This is a genomic window from Marinobacterium iners DSM 11526, from assembly GCF_900107855.1.
Classification (GTDB): Bacteria; Pseudomonadota; Gammaproteobacteria; order Pseudomonadales; family Balneatricaceae; genus Marinobacterium; species Marinobacterium iners.
The window spans coordinates 39,116-53,196 of the sequence record NZ_FNRJ01000015.1 but is presented as its reverse complement, the minus strand read 5'-3'; the positions used below and the strand labels follow the sequence as shown (position 1 = coordinate 53,196).

The window sequence follows — 14,081 nt, the reverse complement described above, 5'->3', positions numbered from 1 at the left end:
GTCTGGTTGCCACGCCGTGATTTTGCCAGTTCAGCTAAACCAGACATTGTGCCGCTGCATGCGCCAGAACACCCAGCCACCGCTGAGGCCGCGGGCTGCAAACAGGGAGATGAAGGCCAGCCAGAGGCCGTGATTACCCATGGGCTGGGCTATCCACCAGATTGGAGCGAACACCATAAACACCGAGAACAGCATGGTGTCCTGCATTGCCTTGACCTGAGTGGTACCGATAAAAAGACCATCGAGCAGAAAGCTCCAGCAACCGATCAGCGGCAGTATGATTATCCAGGGAAGGTAGCGGCCGGCGATTTCGCGTACCTCAGTGATGTCGGTCAGTAGGTGAATGATGGTGTTGCCGCCGAGCCAGAACACCAGCGTCAGCATAATCGCACTGACCAGCGACCAGAAGGCGGTGCAGCCGAGTATGCGTCTGAATTCACTTGGGTCACGCCTGCCTACGGCACGTCCGATCAGCGCTTCCGTGGCATGGGCGAAGCCGTCCAGGGCATTGGAGATCAGCAGCAGAAAGTTCAGCAGTACGGCATTGGCGGAGAGTATCGCCGTACCCTGCTGGGCACCCTGTGCAGTAAAAAAGGCAAAGGTCAGCAGCAGGCTAACCGTGCGTACAAACAGATAACGGTTTACCTGAATCAGTGCCTTGTAGTCGCGCAGGCGCCGTAGCTGAGGCCAGAGCCACTGCCCCGCGGTTTTGAGCAGCAGGCGGCGACAGAACCATAACCCAAGCAACAGGCTGAAATATTCGGCCAGCACCGTGGCTAAGGCAACCCCGTCCGCTTTCATGCCTAGCCCGAACACGAACAGCAGGTCCAGCAGCATATTGAGCAGGTTGGTGCTCGTCAGCAGAATCAGGGCTATGCGGGTATTCTGCATGCCCACAAACCAGCCCAGCAGAGCGAAGTTACACAGCACCGCGGGTGCGCCAAAGGCCCGAATTTCGGTATAGTGGGTGGCTTCGGTCAATACATCCGACTCGGGGCCCATCAGCTGCAGTGCCAGTGTGGTCAGCGGCGTGCGCAGCAGCAGGATCAGCAGCCCGATACATGCGCCCAGTACCAGCGACTGCCCCAGCAGCGTGCGCAGCCGGTCGCCATCCTCGCGGCCATGGGCCTGCGCCACCATGCCAGTGGTACCCATGCGCAAAAATCCGAATGCCCAATAAAGGATGGAGAAGATCATGCCGCCCAGCGCAACGGCACCCAGATGATGGGGTTCGGGCAGATGACCGATAACAGCAGTATCCACCAGGCCCAGAAGCGGCACCGTGATATTGGACAACATCATGGGCCAGGCCAGTGACCAGACCCGCCGGTGGGTGGCGCGGTCGGGCCAGTGCTGCGCCATTTTCATCTGCCCTGCAGCGAGCGCATCGGCAGTGAATAGAGAATCAAAAATTCAACCAGCGCCGTGACTACGACCGATGGCCCGGCGGGCGTATCCCAGAACCAGGAAGCACTGATCCCACCGACTACCGCCAGCATCCCCAGCAGCGACGCAAACAGTGCCATCTGCTCAGGGGTGTTGGCCAGGCGCCGAGCGGCTGCAGCCGGTATGATCAGCAGCGAGGTGATCAGCAGGATGCCCACCAGCTTCATTGCAACCGCGATCACCACCGCAATCAGCAGCATCAGGCCCAGACGTACCCGCGCCACAGGGACCCCCTCAACCTGCGCCAGTTCTTCATTGATGGTGATCGCCAGCAAGGGGTTCCAGAGCCGCCACAACAGCAGTATTACTACGGCACCACCGCCGTAAATCCACCAGAGATCGGCAGGTGCGATCGCCAGCAGGTCACCGAACAGATACTCCATCAAGTCAATGCGTACGTTATCCAGCAGGGCCACCGCGACCAGCCCCAGCGACAGAGCGCTGTGTGCCATGATCCCCAGCAGAGTGTCGGTGGCGACCAGATGCTGGCGTTGCAGAGACACAAGCAGCACCGCCAGCATTACACAGCAGGCAACGACTGCCAGATTCAGGTTGATATCAAACAGGAATCCCAGCGCGATACCCATCAGGGCCGAGTGCGCGAGGGTATCGCCAAAATAGGCCATGCGGCGCCAGACCACAAAGGCACCGAGCGGGCCTGCCAACGCGGCAATGCCAATGCCGCCGGCCAGGGCGAGGATCAGAAAATCAGCCACAATGATGTCCACTTCCACTGCATTCATCCGGTTGCGGATGGTCAACGATGATATCGCCATGGACATCATGCTTGTGGCCATGGTGATGATTATAAAGTGCCAGAGCACTCGCCTGTGCCGGGCCGAACAGTTCGAGAAACGACGGGTCGTTACTGACATGCTCGGGGTGGCCCGAACAGCAGATATGATGATTGAGGCACACGACATGGTCGGTAGAGGCCATCACCAGATGCAGGTCATGTGAAATCATCAGTACCCCACATTGGCGCTGTTTTCGAATATCGGAGATCAGCCGATACAACTCCAGCTGGCCGTTAATATCCACCCCCTGAACAGGCTCATCCAGCACCAGCAACTCGGGATCACGCAGCAACGCTCGCGCCAGCAACACGCGCTGGGTCTCACCACCAGAAAGATTGTGGATGGAATGTTTAAGCAGATAGGCCGCGCCGACATCTTCCAAAGCCTTGAGCATTAGGCTCTGATCTACCCGTTTCGGAATACTGAGAAAGCGCTCGACCGACAGAGGCAAAGTACGGTCGATATGCAGTTTCTGCGGCATATAGCCGATCTTGAGTTGTGGTTTTTGCCAAACATTTCCACTGGAAGGTTTGATCAGTCCCAGAATGACTCGTACCAGAGTAGTCTTCCCTGCCCCGTTGGGGCCGATCAGGGTTGTGATGCAGTTATCATGCAGATGCAGATTGATATTCTGCAGCGCCGGCTGGCGATTGAACTGTACGCTGACCTGATCAAGCTTGACCAGGTCTGGCCCGTGTTCAGCCATGTAAGTGCTCCTGGCGCTGGCAATTGGGACAAAGACCGGTGACTTCGACAGTTTCCTGTTCGACCTTGAATCCAAGCGCAGCAGCACTTTGTTCAAGTACGGCATGAATCGAGGCCGAGTCCAGCTCAGAGGTTGAGCCGCAATGTCGACAGATGAGGAAGCTGCCTTGATGAGGATGTTCCGGGTGAGGGCAACCGACAAATGCGTTCAGTGACGCAATCCGGTGGACCAGCCCCTGCTGCTGCAAAAACTCCAGTGCGCGGTATACGGTGGGCGGTGCCGAGTTGAAGCCTGCCTCGGCCAGTGCCGGCAGCAGCTCGTACGCGCCCAGCGGCTGGTGGCTCTGCCAGATCAGCTTCAATACCAGTTCACGGATCGGTGTCAGACGCTGGCGTCGCTCGCGGCAAATCTGCCGAGCGAGGGTAAGTGCCTGGTCGATGCAGTGCTGGTGATTATGATCGGCCGCGAAGGCAAGCGAGTCAGTCGTCATGACGTGAGTACATCCGATTCAATGTGTTATATTATAACCTATAAAGCATCCTGAGGAGACTTTACACCATGCTGCATAATTCTGCCCGCCCCCTGCGGACACTGACCCTGCTTTCTGCCCTGGCGCTGGCGCCCGTGGTTCAAGCATCCGAGGTTGTTACCAGTATCAAGCCGCTGCAGTTGATTACAGCTGCCCTGACCGAAGGTGTAACCAGCCCGGAGGTGTTGCTGCCGGCTGAGGGTTCACCCCACCATTACGCCCTCAAGCCATCAGACATGCGTAAGCTGACGGATGCGAAAGTCGTGATCTGGGTTGGCCCCGGGCTTGAGCAGTTCATGGTGCGCCCTCTTGCCCGAACCGATGCAGAGATTGTAACACTGCGTCCCGATCTTGAGGCGCACCTGCATCAGGAGGCTGAGCCTTCCGATCATGACCATCATGATGAGCACGAACATGAGCACGAAAATCATGTGGCCGATGATCATGCCGAAGAGCACCACGATCACGGCGCAGGCAATGATCCACACATCTGGTTGGATCCGATGAACGGGCTGGAGATTGCACAGCAGTTACTGCCTGCACTGCAGCAGGCACTGCCTCAGCACTCGGTTCAATTGCAACAGAACTATGAGGCCTTTGCCAGTGCACTGAAGCAAAAGGAGCGTGCCATTGCAGAAGAGTTGGCTCCCTACGGTGATGCTGGGTTCTTTGTATTCCACGATGCCTATTCAGGCTTTGTTGAACACTATGGCCTGAAGCAGCTGGGTTACTTCACGGTAGATCCTGCACGCAAACCCGGTGCACGACATCTGGCCGAGATCAGGCAGCAGCTTGAAGCAGCGAAAGCTGTCTGTGTATTCAGCGAACCCCAGTTTACCAGTGCGGTAGTGGACGCAATCATCAGCGGCTTGCCGGTTGCTCAGGGCGAGCTTGATCCACTGGCTCGTTCGATCAACGTCAGTGCTGAGGGTTATCTGGATTATCTGCAGAGCCTGAGCGACAGCTTTCGTAGTTGTTTGGCAAAAAAAGCGGACTAAAAATCGCAGACGGGCTTCACAAGCCCAATGGGGCGCTATATAATGCGCCCCACTTTCGAAGCAGATGTGGTGGAATTGGTAGACACGCTAGCTTCAGGTGCTAGTGCCTTCACGGGCGTGGGAGTTCGAGTCTCCCCATCTGCACCACCTTTCATCTCAGGATGTAAGGCTCTTCGAAAGCAAAATTTGAGTGGTAACGCACATTAAAACGTCTCACCCAATGCAGATGTGGTGGAATTGGTAGACACGCTAGCTTCAGGTGCTAGTGCCTTCACGGGCGTGGGAGTTCGAGTCTCCCCATCTGCACCATCCCGATCAGGTTCCTGATCATCCGGGATGAAACCACAGATAAACAAAAACCCCGACAACATCATATGTCATCAGGGCTTTCTGTTGTTTTGTTTCAATGTTTTCAGTTGGCCACCAGCAAATACAATTGCACCAGTGCCGGAAAAATAGCCACGACCAACCCTGCTAGTACCATGGCGATTGACGGTACCACTCCGACTACTTCTACGCCTTTCTCTTCATGTGCATAACTCATGGCAAATACCCCTTTAAGATCGATTCACTACAGAGCGTATCGTTTACCCTGTATCTATAATGGGTATAGCAAACCCGGTGCCAACCTGACTAATCTCCATATAAGTGGTAATTTTCAGTATGTTAGCAACGATTGAGGGCGGGTTATCAGAATCGTACTGGCAGACTCATATGTCATTTATGGCATATGACGCCATTATTGACAGTGATGATTGTTTTCCGGTTCAGTTTATTTGCGTAAATCCGACAGTGGTCGTCAAGTACAGATCCATGGACGGAATATCCACAGAACTGAAGTTACACACAGCTTTTTCGGAAAACATCAACCTTGGCTTCCCTGGCCCTGGAATCAATCGAGTTGTGGGTAAAATGTGTATGGCACAGGTTGTTCGGTAAACTGGACAGTAAACAACCAGTTTTTCACAAGCCTTATATAGTGGGGGCTGTGGCGGGTTGTCATAAAACCGTACCAAGGTTGTTAACACCTCTGTGCAGCGATACTGGGGATAACAATCAAGCGCTTTGATCCACAGGTCTTTCAGAAGACAGAGTGCTCGTGATCTTTTGTGCACAGGAGCGGCTGGATATCTCAGTTATGTGTGTAACCTGTTCGCATCGGCAACTCATTGGATCACTCGTATTGGTTATGTAAGGTTAAAACGTAGTGACTTACTGATTTATTGCGTTGCTCTTTAAGAACATGTTTCCATGGGTTCATTGACCCATGCAAGGTGCCGATGGCACTGGTATGTTGCATAATGGTGACTAGCACTTTGCCACAGGGACAGCGGCAGCTCGTTTGCTGGCCCCAGGGATTGGAGACCCGAGATGACTTTCGGCAGTAGTAATCGAGCCAAAGCCCGCCTGCTGGCCAGACGACCGCGTGCGACAGCACCCCTCAAGCAGTCAATTATCTGGGGGCTGTTGTCACTGGTCGGGCTCTTTCTTGTCGGGCTTTGGGTGATTTCCCGCCTCAATCTGGAATATTCTCAGCGAACGCTGGCCGAATTTCACCAGCGTCAGATCGAAGTTGCCTTTACCAACAGTCTTGATCGGGTTAATAGCCGCCTGCAGCAAATAGAGCAGGACTCCCTGAGGCTGGTACGCATCGGGCAGCGTCTGAAAGCCAGCTCCACTCCCGGTCAGCAAACTGAACTGATGCAGATGTTGTTGGAACGCTCTGAACTGGCTGGAGCTGGGTTCTGGTATGGAGTGAGCAGTGATGGTGTGCCCGGTGGTGGTGCTCAAGTCTATCGCATGGAGGACGGTGCACAGACTGCGTCTGCGCAGGCAGGGCTGGAGCTGCGCAAGGAGCACTGGGAGCCACTGCTGACCGAGAATGTGAGTCCTCCCCGTTATTGGTGGACCCCCATGTATACCCACCCACTCAGTGGCGAGCCTGTCATAAGCCTGGTCATGCCCGTACTGGAAGGCTCCCGTGTAGTGGGAGTTTTGAGCACAGACTGGCAACTCCAAAGCCTGCTGGCCTTGCTGAACAGTGCTGACATCGCTTCCGGTGCGCGAATCTGGCTCAGTTCAGGGCATGACCGGCGTCAGGCTACGCCGCTGGACGAAGCACAGGCGGGCGCCATACTGGACCAGGTCGAACAGTATCTGATGTTCGAAACGGCGGGCGCCGCCATGCAGCATGATTCCTACCGGATAGCAGGGCAGCCACTGGAGCTGTATTACGCTACCACCCGTGCCGGCCTGCGCCTGACGGCAGCGGTACCAAGAGATGAAATGAGCGCGGTGCTGTTGCCACTGCAGAAAAACAGTAACCGTATTCTGCTGTTGGGGGGGCTGGCGATCCTGCTGCTGTCGGCGCCCATTCTGTTCAAGGTCACTGCCCCTCTGCGCGAGCTGAAAGCCTCTTACACCGATGAATTGACGGGACTGCCTAACCGCGCTCGTCTGTTACAGGAGCTGCATTACGAAAGTGGTGTGACACTGATATTGGTCAATCTGGACCGATTCCGCGAGATCAATGGCCTGTTTGGTGATGCCTGCGGTGACTATATCCTGAAAGAGGTTGCACTGCGGCTTGAAGGGTATATCAGTAGCATGGAATGGCATGGGACCCGGCTTTACCGCCTCAGCGGAGATGAGTTTGCGATTCAGGCACCACGGCGTAAACCGGAACTGATTGAAGCTGAACTGGAGGCGTTGCTGCGCTGCCTGCGTCAGGCTCCGGTATTTTGGCAAAACCACCAGATCAACCTCAGTGCAACCCTGAGTGCAGCGGTGCCCTGGTACGATGCTCCGCGTCAGCACAGCCTGTTCATTCACGCCAAGGAAGCGTTACGAGAAGCACGTCAGCAGGGGCTGCATTATCGTGTGTATGATGGCTCGCAGCCGCTGGAGCAGCAGTTTGAACACAATCAGATCTGGGCCGGGAAACTGCGTGAAGCGCTGGACAGTGAGCGGCTGGTAGCCTGGTATCAGCCGATACTGAATAATACCACCGGTCGTATCGACAAGTACGAATGCCTGGTGCGCATGCTGGATGCCGAAGGCAACCCGGCCAGCCCCGGGCACTTTCTGGGAGTGGCCGGAAAGCTGCGGCTTGACCGTCATATAACCCGGATCATGGTGGAACGCTGCTTTGCCCGTTTTCAGGACTCGCCGCTGCAATTTTCGATTAATCTGGCTTACGGTGACCTGCAGGATATCGAGTTGACCGGCTTCATTCTTGAAAAACTGGATGAAACAGGCGTGGGGCCGAGGGTTATATTCGAAATTCTGGAATCGGACAGTATCGACAATTACGATCAGGTGAAAGAGTTTGTCGATCAGGCCAAGCAGCGCGGCTGTCGCATTGCCATCGATGACTTCGGTACAGGCTATTCCAACTTCGAGCATCTGCTGCAGCTGCAGGTGGACCTGATAAAAATTGATGCCAGCCTGATCCGCAACCTGGACAGTGACACCAATGCGCGTCGAGTTACCCGCGGGATTGTCGGCCTTGCACGCAGTATGAAGATTGAGACCGTGGCGGAGTTTGTACACTCGCCTGAAATTCAGATGGAGGTGTTGAGGCTTGGGATCAGCTTCTCACAGGGCGCCCTTATCGGTATGCCCTCGTCCGAGTTGATGGTGAGTGTGCCCAAGGAGTTGGTGCAGCAGACCTATTGCGGACGCAGTACGTCCGTGCAGCAGCTTCGGGCTCCGGTGACGAGACGCTGAGATAGACAGATAAAACAGGCAGATACAAAAAAGCCCCGCTTTCGCGGGGCTCTTTTGTTGAATTTTGGTGCCCAGAGACGGAATCGAACCGCCGACACGGGGATTTTCAATCCCCTGCTCTACCGACTGAGCTATCTGGGCAACGGGGGCGTATTAAACCGGAAAGCCTTAAGGTGGTCAAGCCCCGCAGGTGGAATTATTTTGCCGGCGGCACGTAGCCATCAGCCTTGTCATATTCTTCACCGGAGAGAAACTTTTCCATCTCCTGCTGCAGATACTTGCGGCTTTCCGGGTCCATAAGGCTCAGGTGCTTCTCGTTGATCAGCATGGTCTGATGATCGGTCCACTCCTGCCAGGCCTTTTTCGATACGTTGTCATAGATTTGCTGTCCCAGCTCACCCGGATAGGGCGCGCGTTCCAGACCTTCCAGTTCCTGTTTGTACTTGCGGCAGAAAACCGTGCGTGTCATATGCTGTCTCCGATTTCAGCTGGCGTAACGTTCAAGCAGGCGCTTGACCGGTGCGGCCAGCCCGATATTTGCAGGATGGTCCACGTTATACCAGAGTGCAGGCGGGCCTTCCATGACAGAGTTTGTGGGGTCTTTAAGTGCAACCCGGGCCGGAGTGATATCCAGATGGTAGTGGCTGAAGGTATGGCGCAGCGGTTCCAGTACCTGTGTCGCAGCATCATCCAACGCGATACCAAGGGTTGTGGGGGCATCGCGCAGGTCGGCCACTTCAGGCAGGCTCCAAAGGCCACCCCAGATACCGCTGGGCGGGCGCTGCTGCAGCAGGATTTCGCCCTCTTCATTGCGGATCAGCAGCATCAGCGTCTGTTTCACTGGTAACACTTTCTTCGGCCGAGGGGACGGCAAACGGTCAGTCAGATTCAGCGCTCGGGCCTCACAGCTCTGTTGCAGCGGACAGAGCAGACAACTCGGCTTGCTGCGGGTGCAAAGCGTTGCGCCCAGGTCCATCATCGCCTGAGTGTAGTCGCCCACCCGCTGATGCGGGGTATTGTGCTCGGCATAGGCCCAAAGCTCCTTCATCACCGAGGGGGTGCCGGGCCAGCCTTCCACGGCGTAAAAGCGTGCCAGTACCCGCTTGACGTTGCCATCGAGGATGGCGGCGCGCCTGCCGGTCGAGATCGAGACTATGGCTCCGGCGGTGGAGCGACCGATGCCGGGCAGTTGTGCCATCTCTGTAACCGTATGCGGGAATTCGCCGCCCAGCTCACGGCTGACGATGCGGGCGGTCTTGTGCAGGTTGCGCGCACGGGCGTAATAGCCAAGACCTGTCCAGAGGTGCAGCACCTCATCTTGGTCGGCATCTGCCAGCTCATGCACAGTCGGGAAGCGCTCCACAAAACGTTGAAAATAGGGAATCACCGTTTTCACCTGAGTCTGCTGCAGCATGATCTCGGAGATCCAGGTGAAATAAGCGGTTTTTTCGGCCTGCCAAGGCAGGTCATGGCGGCCGTGCCGGTCAAACCATTCCAGCACGGCTGAGTGGAACTGCTCTGCTGTCATTGGCCAAACAGCCCCTTGAGCACGCCTGCACCCTCTTCGCCCAGTTTCTCCTTCAGCTTGTCTTCCGCCTGAGGACCGACTTTTTCTTCAATCTTGCGACGGGCCTCTGCCTTGATGATGTCGGAAATGAAGCTGGTATCAAGGCGGCATAACTTGGCAGGCTCATCGTAAAAGCCGCCCTTGCAGTTTACCGGCACCTCGACGCCTTCCAAGCGGTCATTGACCGAGCAGCTTTGGTTGAACAGGTTGTCTTCAATGGTCAGGCCCACTCGATAGTCCAATGTCTGCTGTGGCAGATTGATACTGCCACTTCCTGCCAGTGCCATCGCATCCAACTGGGCCTTGAGATCCTGATTGCTGACCACACCGTTGCGGATGTTGAAGCTGGCGCCCAGATCGGCAAAGGGCGTGGTTTTGTCGACCTGTTCGGCGTTGATCCACAGCGCCGACAGATTGTTGATGCCCTGGCACATGGACTGAGCGGCATCAATCCCCTTGATCAGACCTTCGGCCATGCCCAGATTGGCAGTACCGTTGAGGGAGTTGATCCAGGAGTGGATTGATTGTCCGCTCATGCTGAGTTCTGCCTTTGCATTGAGCTTGCCGGCCATTACATCGGTGTCGGCCAGTGTCTGCAACACAGAACCGATCTGTACACCGTTGATCTGCTTGCTGACACTCAGTTGCAGCGGTGTCTTGCGAGCATCGATGCGAGCGGTAGCGTTGATCTGCCCTTCAAATACATCGGTCTTGAAACGGGTCAGACGAATCAGGCCATTGTCAGCGCTCGTACTAAGTCCGAGGTTGCTCATGTTGATGCCGTTGACCTTCAGACTCTCCAGATCAAGGTCGGCACTGAGGTTAAGCGCGCGCAGGGGCTCCAGCGGAATGATCTCGTCTTTGGGCCAGCCAGAACTGCGAGCCGTTGAACGGTTGCCGGTGCCGTCCGACTCTTTGGCGGCTGAGCCGGTTGCCGGTGGCAGGTATCGATCTGCATCCAGAGAGTTACCCCTGAGCTTGAGTGCGATCACCTGAGAAGCGAGTACAAAACTGGCTTCACCGTCGAGTTGGGTATCGTCCAGCTGCACAGAAAACGGTTTAAGCTGTACCGTACCGGCAGGGCCACCGAGAGTCGCCTTGAAGGATGCGCTGGTCAGAGCGTTGCTGTCGGACGTTTCCGGCGTGTTCTGACCGAGTTGGGTCAGCAACTGTTTCGGGCTGAAACTGTTACTCTGTAGAGCGCCGCTGAGTTCAGGCTGACTGAAATTGCGCAGTTTGATGTTACCGCTCAGTATCAGTGGATCAGCTTTAAGGCTAAGGTTGCTGATGTCCACCTGCTGCTCATTGATGCGGGCATCAATGTTGGCTGCCAGCGCAAACTCAAGGACGGCGGGAACAGCTGCGCCCTCAATCAGTTTCAGGGTGGAATTGAGATTGTCCAGACGGTAGTGGTTCTGTGTCAGGTCCAGAGTGATATCGGTAGTCAGATTGGCTTGGGTACTCAGCTGCAGTTCGTTGGCTGCAAACTGTTGCAGGGCAAAACTCAGCTCAAGTGGAAATGCCCTGTCCTGGCTGACGCGCCCAGTGGACAGGTTAAGGTCACTCAGCTCGATGCGGCTGTCACTGGTCTGGTCGGTAAAAGTCAGGGCCGCGTTGCGCAGCTCAATCGCCTCGATATCGATCGCCAGCGTCTTGCCCCCATCGGCCGGCGTTGCAGGCTTGGTTTCTGCCGCGGTCTCTCCAGCCTCAGAAGCGGCTGCCAGGGCCTCAGTATCTGCAGTCCAGTTGTTGTCCTCGGCCGACTGCACCAGCTCCAGTTGCAGACCGTCGACCAGAATACGGTTCATCTGCAGCTGCCCGCTCAGCAAAGCTGGAATGCTGACTGAAATCTCAGCACGTTCAAGCCGACCCAGTGCTGGTTTTTCGGGATAGCCCACACCTACACTGTTCAGTTCAAGTGCCAGCCAGGGGTAAAAAGACCAGCCGATATCACCGGCAATATCCAGTTCAATGCCGGCCTGCTTCAACGCCGCATCACGAATCTGTGATTTGTAATCGTTGGGGTTAACCAGCGTCACCACTGCGATGGCGGCCGCCACCAGCAGGGCAATGATCAGCAGGAAGATTACAGCTATCAACTTGATTGCTTTCATAAAGTGGCCCTGTGTTTCCCCGGGGATTTAGACTGAGTCTGAGTATAGCGGAACTGAACGCCAGATTCTGTCAGTAGGCAATGAACCTGCCGTTCAGCGACGGTTGAATGTATAATGATCGTTTTGGTAAAACCATGGCGGAGAGAAAGATGGCCGAGCGCAAAGCCCAGGTAACCCGCAACACGCTGGAGACCCAGATCAGTGTTGCAATCAACCTTGATGGCACCGGGCAGCTGGATGTGGATACCGGTGTGCCTTTTCTGGATCACATGCTGGATCAGATCGCCCGGCATGGCCTGATCGACCTTGAAATAAGCGCCATCGGCGATCTGCATATTGATGACCATCACACCGTGGAAGATATCGGCATCACCCTCGGTCAGGCGTTCAAGCAGGCGGTGGGTGACAAAAAGGGTATCCGTCGTTACGGCCACGCCTATGTTCCGTTGGATGAGGCCCTGTCGCGTGTGGTGATCGATTTCTCCGGTCGTCCCGGCCTGGAAATGCATGTGGATTTCACGCGGGGCCGCGTGGGTGGGTTCGACGTGGATCTGTTCAGTGAATTCTTCCACGGCTTCGTCAACCATGCTCAGGTAACGCTGCACATCGACAACCTGCGTGGCAAGAACACTCACCATCAGGCCGAAACCGTTTTCAAGGCGTTCGGCCGTGCTCTGCGCATGGCGCTGGAGTTCGATCCACGTGGCGAAGGGATTATGCCCTCCACCAAGGGGTGCCTGTAAGTCATGAGCAGTATCGCAGTAATTGACTATGGCATGGGCAACCTGCACTCGGTGGCCAAGGCGCTGGAGCATGTTCAGCCGGGCGTTGAGGTACGGGTAACCGCTGACCCGGAGCAGGTGCGCAGTGCAGACCGTGTTCTGTTGCCCGGTGTTGGGGCAATTCGTGACTGTATGGCCGAGATCCGCCGTCTGGGTGTTGATGCCGAAGTGCGTGAAGCGATCGCGTCAGGCAAGCCGTTTCTGGGTATCTGTGTCGGCTATCAGGCGTTGATGGACTTTTCCGAGGAAAACAGCGGCGTCGACTGCCTCGGCGAGTTCGGGGGCCGCGTCAACTTCTTCGGCAACGACCTCAAGGATGCCGATGGCGAGCGTCTGAAAGTGCCGCATATGGGCTGGAACCAGGTCTACCAGACAATCGATCACCCACTCTGGGCCAATATCGATGACGGCAGCCGCTTTTACTTCGTGCACAGTTACTATGTGAAGGCAAAGCAGTCTGAACTCGTGGCTGCGACCTGTAATTACGGTGTCGACTTCGATGTGGCGATCGCTCGCGATAACGTGTTTGCGGTGCAGTTCCATCCTGAGAAAAGCCAGAAGGTGGGGCTGCAGCTGCTGCAGAACTTCCTCAACTGGGACGGCCGCCCCTGAGCCATACATTCGCACGAAAACTTTTTACTGATTATTCTGGATCTGAGCCGATATGCTGATTATTCCCGCGATTGACCTTAAAGATGGTGCCTGTGTTCGTTTGCGTCAGGGGCGCATGGACGACTCCACCGTATTCTCCGACAACCCGGTCGATATGGCCGCCAAGTGGGTGGACGCCGGCTGTCGTCGTCTGCACCTGGTCGATCTGAACGGCGCCTTTGCCGGTGAGCCGGTCAATGGCGAGATCGTGAAGAAGATTGCGGAGGCCTACCCGGACCTGCCGATCCAGATCGGCGGAGGAATTCGTTCCGCCGAGATCATTCAGGCCTATCTGGATGCTGGCGTAGAGTACGTCATCATCGGTACCAAGGCGGTGAAAGAGCCGGAGTTCGTCACCGAAATGTGCAAGCGGTTCCCGGGCCACATCATCGTGGGACTGGACGCACAGGATGGTTATGTGGCGATCGATGGCTGGGCGGAAGTTACCGACGTGAAAGCGGTTGATCTTGCCAAGCGCTTCAAGAACGATGGTGTCAGTGCCATTGTCTACACCGACATCAGTCGCGATGGCATGATGCAGGGCGTGAACGTGGACGCCACTGTGGAACTGGCGCGTGAAGCCGGTATTCCGGTAATCGCCTCCGGTGGTGTGACCAATATCGACGATATCAAGGCACTGGCAGCAGTCGCTGATCAGGGTATTCTGGGCGCTATTACCGGCCGTGCCATCTATGAAGGCACGCTGGACGTGGCCGAGGCCCAGACGCTGAGCGATCAGCTGACTGCCAAGTAAGAGGACAC

General features: G+C 56.0%; 13 protein-coding genes and 3 tRNA genes. 7 read left to right on the top strand and 9 right to left on the bottom strand.

What is annotated here, in order from left to right; all coding sequences use genetic code 11:
- Positions 1-30: 30 nt before the first annotated feature.
- Genes BLV48_RS14460 through BLV48_RS14445 form a run of 4 tightly spaced genes read right to left on the bottom strand, consistent with a single transcriptional unit; the run spans position 31 to position 3,439 of the window.
- Positions 31-1,368, bottom strand: a complete 1,338-nt coding sequence (locus BLV48_RS14460; protein ID WP_091827497.1) for an MATE family efflux transporter — start codon at positions 1,366-1,368, stop codon at positions 31-33.
- A complete protein-coding gene (gene znuB / locus BLV48_RS14455; RefSeq protein WP_091827548.1) occupies positions 1,365-2,162 on the bottom strand; it encodes a zinc ABC transporter permease subunit ZnuB in 798 nt (265 codons plus the stop codon). Before znuB ends, BLV48_RS14460 begins: the two co-directional genes overlap by 4 nt.
- Entirely contained in the window at positions 2,155-2,949 is a 795-nt protein-coding gene (gene znuC, locus BLV48_RS14450; RefSeq protein WP_091827496.1) for a zinc ABC transporter ATP-binding protein ZnuC, read from the bottom strand. The genes znuB and znuC overlap by 8 nt, the downstream gene beginning before the upstream one ends.
- Positions 2,942-3,439 carry a Fur family transcriptional regulator gene (locus tag BLV48_RS14445; RefSeq protein WP_091827495.1) on the bottom strand — a complete coding sequence of 166 codons (498 nt, stop codon included), beginning with the start codon at positions 3,437-3,439 and terminating at the stop codon, positions 2,942-2,944. The genes znuC and BLV48_RS14445 overlap by 8 nt, the downstream gene beginning before the upstream one ends.
- A 68-nt stretch (positions 3,440-3,507) precedes the next feature.
- Between BLV48_RS14445 and znuA the strand changes: the two genes are divergently transcribed.
- The 3 genes from znuA to BLV48_RS14430 all read left to right on the top strand — a co-directional run bounded on the left by znuA (position 3,508) and on the right by BLV48_RS14430 (position 4,785).
- On the top strand, positions 3,508-4,476 hold the full coding sequence (gene znuA, locus BLV48_RS14440) for a zinc ABC transporter substrate-binding protein ZnuA (RefSeq protein WP_091827494.1): 969 nt from the start codon (positions 3,508-3,510) through the stop codon (positions 4,474-4,476).
- Between the two features lie 60 nt (positions 4,477-4,536).
- A tRNA-Leu gene (locus tag BLV48_RS14435) sits at positions 4,537-4,623 on the top strand.
- A 75-nt stretch (positions 4,624-4,698) separates the two neighbouring features.
- Positions 4,699-4,785 (top strand) — tRNA-Leu (locus BLV48_RS14430).
- Between the two features lie 103 nt (positions 4,786-4,888).
- Here BLV48_RS14430 and BLV48_RS19495 read toward each other — a convergent pair.
- Positions 4,889-5,020 (bottom strand): hypothetical protein, encoded by a 132-nt coding sequence (locus BLV48_RS19495; protein WP_302847906.1) that lies wholly within the window; start codon positions 5,018-5,020, stop codon positions 4,889-4,891.
- 827 nt (positions 5,021-5,847) lie between these two features.
- Between BLV48_RS19495 and BLV48_RS14425 the strand changes: the two genes are divergently transcribed.
- On the top strand, positions 5,848-8,205 hold the full coding sequence (locus BLV48_RS14425; RefSeq protein WP_091827493.1) for an EAL domain-containing protein: 2,358 nt from the start codon (positions 5,848-5,850) through the stop codon (positions 8,203-8,205).
- Positions 8,206-8,270: 65 nt separating this feature from the next.
- Here BLV48_RS14425 and BLV48_RS14420 read toward each other — a convergent pair.
- The 4 genes from BLV48_RS14420 to BLV48_RS14405 form a co-directional block, all read right to left on the bottom strand.
- Positions 8,271-8,346, bottom strand: a tRNA-Phe gene (locus tag BLV48_RS14420).
- 55 nt (positions 8,347-8,401) lie between these two features.
- Complete coding sequence (locus BLV48_RS14415) at positions 8,402-8,674, bottom strand: oxidative damage protection protein (protein WP_091827492.1); 273 nt, start codon at positions 8,672-8,674, stop codon at positions 8,402-8,404.
- A gap of 15 nt (positions 8,675-8,689) precedes the next feature.
- On the bottom strand, positions 8,690-9,733 hold the full coding sequence (gene mutY / locus BLV48_RS14410; RefSeq protein ID WP_091827491.1) for an A/G-specific adenine glycosylase: 1,044 nt from the start codon (positions 9,731-9,733) through the stop codon (positions 8,690-8,692).
- The gene (locus BLV48_RS14405; protein WP_091827490.1) at positions 9,730-11,886 is read right to left on the bottom strand and encodes an AsmA family protein; all 2,157 of its coding nucleotides are present in this window, start codon (positions 11,884-11,886) and stop codon (positions 9,730-9,732) included. The genes mutY and BLV48_RS14405 overlap by 4 nt, the downstream gene beginning before the upstream one ends.
- Positions 11,887-12,035: 149 nt before the next feature.
- Between BLV48_RS14405 and hisB the strand changes: the two genes are divergently transcribed.
- From hisB to hisA, 3 genes are read left to right on the top strand one after another with little or no spacing between them, the layout of a single operon-like run.
- Complete coding sequence (hisB, locus tag BLV48_RS14400; protein ID WP_091827547.1) at positions 12,036-12,629, top strand: imidazoleglycerol-phosphate dehydratase HisB; 594 nt, start codon at positions 12,036-12,038, stop codon at positions 12,627-12,629.
- A 3-nt stretch (positions 12,630-12,632) separates the two neighbouring features.
- Positions 12,633-13,280 (top strand): imidazole glycerol phosphate synthase subunit HisH, encoded by a 648-nt coding sequence (gene hisH / locus BLV48_RS14395; protein WP_091827489.1) that lies wholly within the window; start codon positions 12,633-12,635, stop codon positions 13,278-13,280.
- Positions 13,281-13,332: 52 nt separating this feature from the next.
- On the top strand, positions 13,333-14,073 hold the full coding sequence (gene hisA / locus BLV48_RS14390; RefSeq protein ID WP_091827488.1) for a 1-(5-phosphoribosyl)-5-[(5-phosphoribosylamino)methylideneamino]imidazole-4-carboxamide isomerase: 741 nt from the start codon (positions 13,333-13,335) through the stop codon (positions 14,071-14,073).
- Positions 14,074-14,081: the final 8 nt, after the last annotated feature.

Coding starts and splice junctions, on each gene's coding strand:
- BLV48_RS19495 (WP_302847906.1), bottom strand. CDS start 5,020: ATGAGTTATGCACATGAAGAGAAAGGCGTAGAAGTAGTCGGAGTGGTA.
- mutY (WP_091827491.1), bottom strand. CDS start 9,733: ATGACAGCAGAGCAGTTCCACTCAGCCGTGCTGGAATGGTTTGACCGG.
- hisB (WP_091827547.1), top strand. CDS start 12,036: ATGGCCGAGCGCAAAGCCCAGGTAACCCGCAACACGCTGGAGACCCAG.
- BLV48_RS14415 (WP_091827492.1), bottom strand. CDS start 8,674: ATGACACGCACGGTTTTCTGCCGCAAGTACAAACAGGAACTGGAAGGT.
- znuC (WP_091827496.1), bottom strand. CDS start 2,949: ATGGCTGAACACGGGCCAGACCTGGTCAAGCTTGATCAGGTCAGCGTA.
- BLV48_RS14445 (WP_091827495.1), bottom strand. CDS start 3,439: ATGACGACTGACTCGCTTGCCTTCGCGGCCGATCATAATCACCAGCAC.
- hisH (WP_091827489.1), top strand. CDS start 12,633: ATGAGCAGTATCGCAGTAATTGACTATGGCATGGGCAACCTGCACTCG.
- znuA (WP_091827494.1), top strand. CDS start 3,508: ATGCTGCATAATTCTGCCCGCCCCCTGCGGACACTGACCCTGCTTTCT.
- hisA (WP_091827488.1), top strand. CDS start 13,333: ATGCTGATTATTCCCGCGATTGACCTTAAAGATGGTGCCTGTGTTCGT.
- BLV48_RS14425 (WP_091827493.1), top strand. CDS start 5,848: ATGACTTTCGGCAGTAGTAATCGAGCCAAAGCCCGCCTGCTGGCCAGA.
- BLV48_RS14460 (WP_091827497.1), bottom strand. CDS start 1,368: ATGAAAATGGCGCAGCACTGGCCCGACCGCGCCACCCACCGGCGGGTC.
- BLV48_RS14405 (WP_091827490.1), bottom strand. CDS start 11,886: ATGAAAGCAATCAAGTTGATAGCTGTAATCTTCCTGCTGATCATTGCC.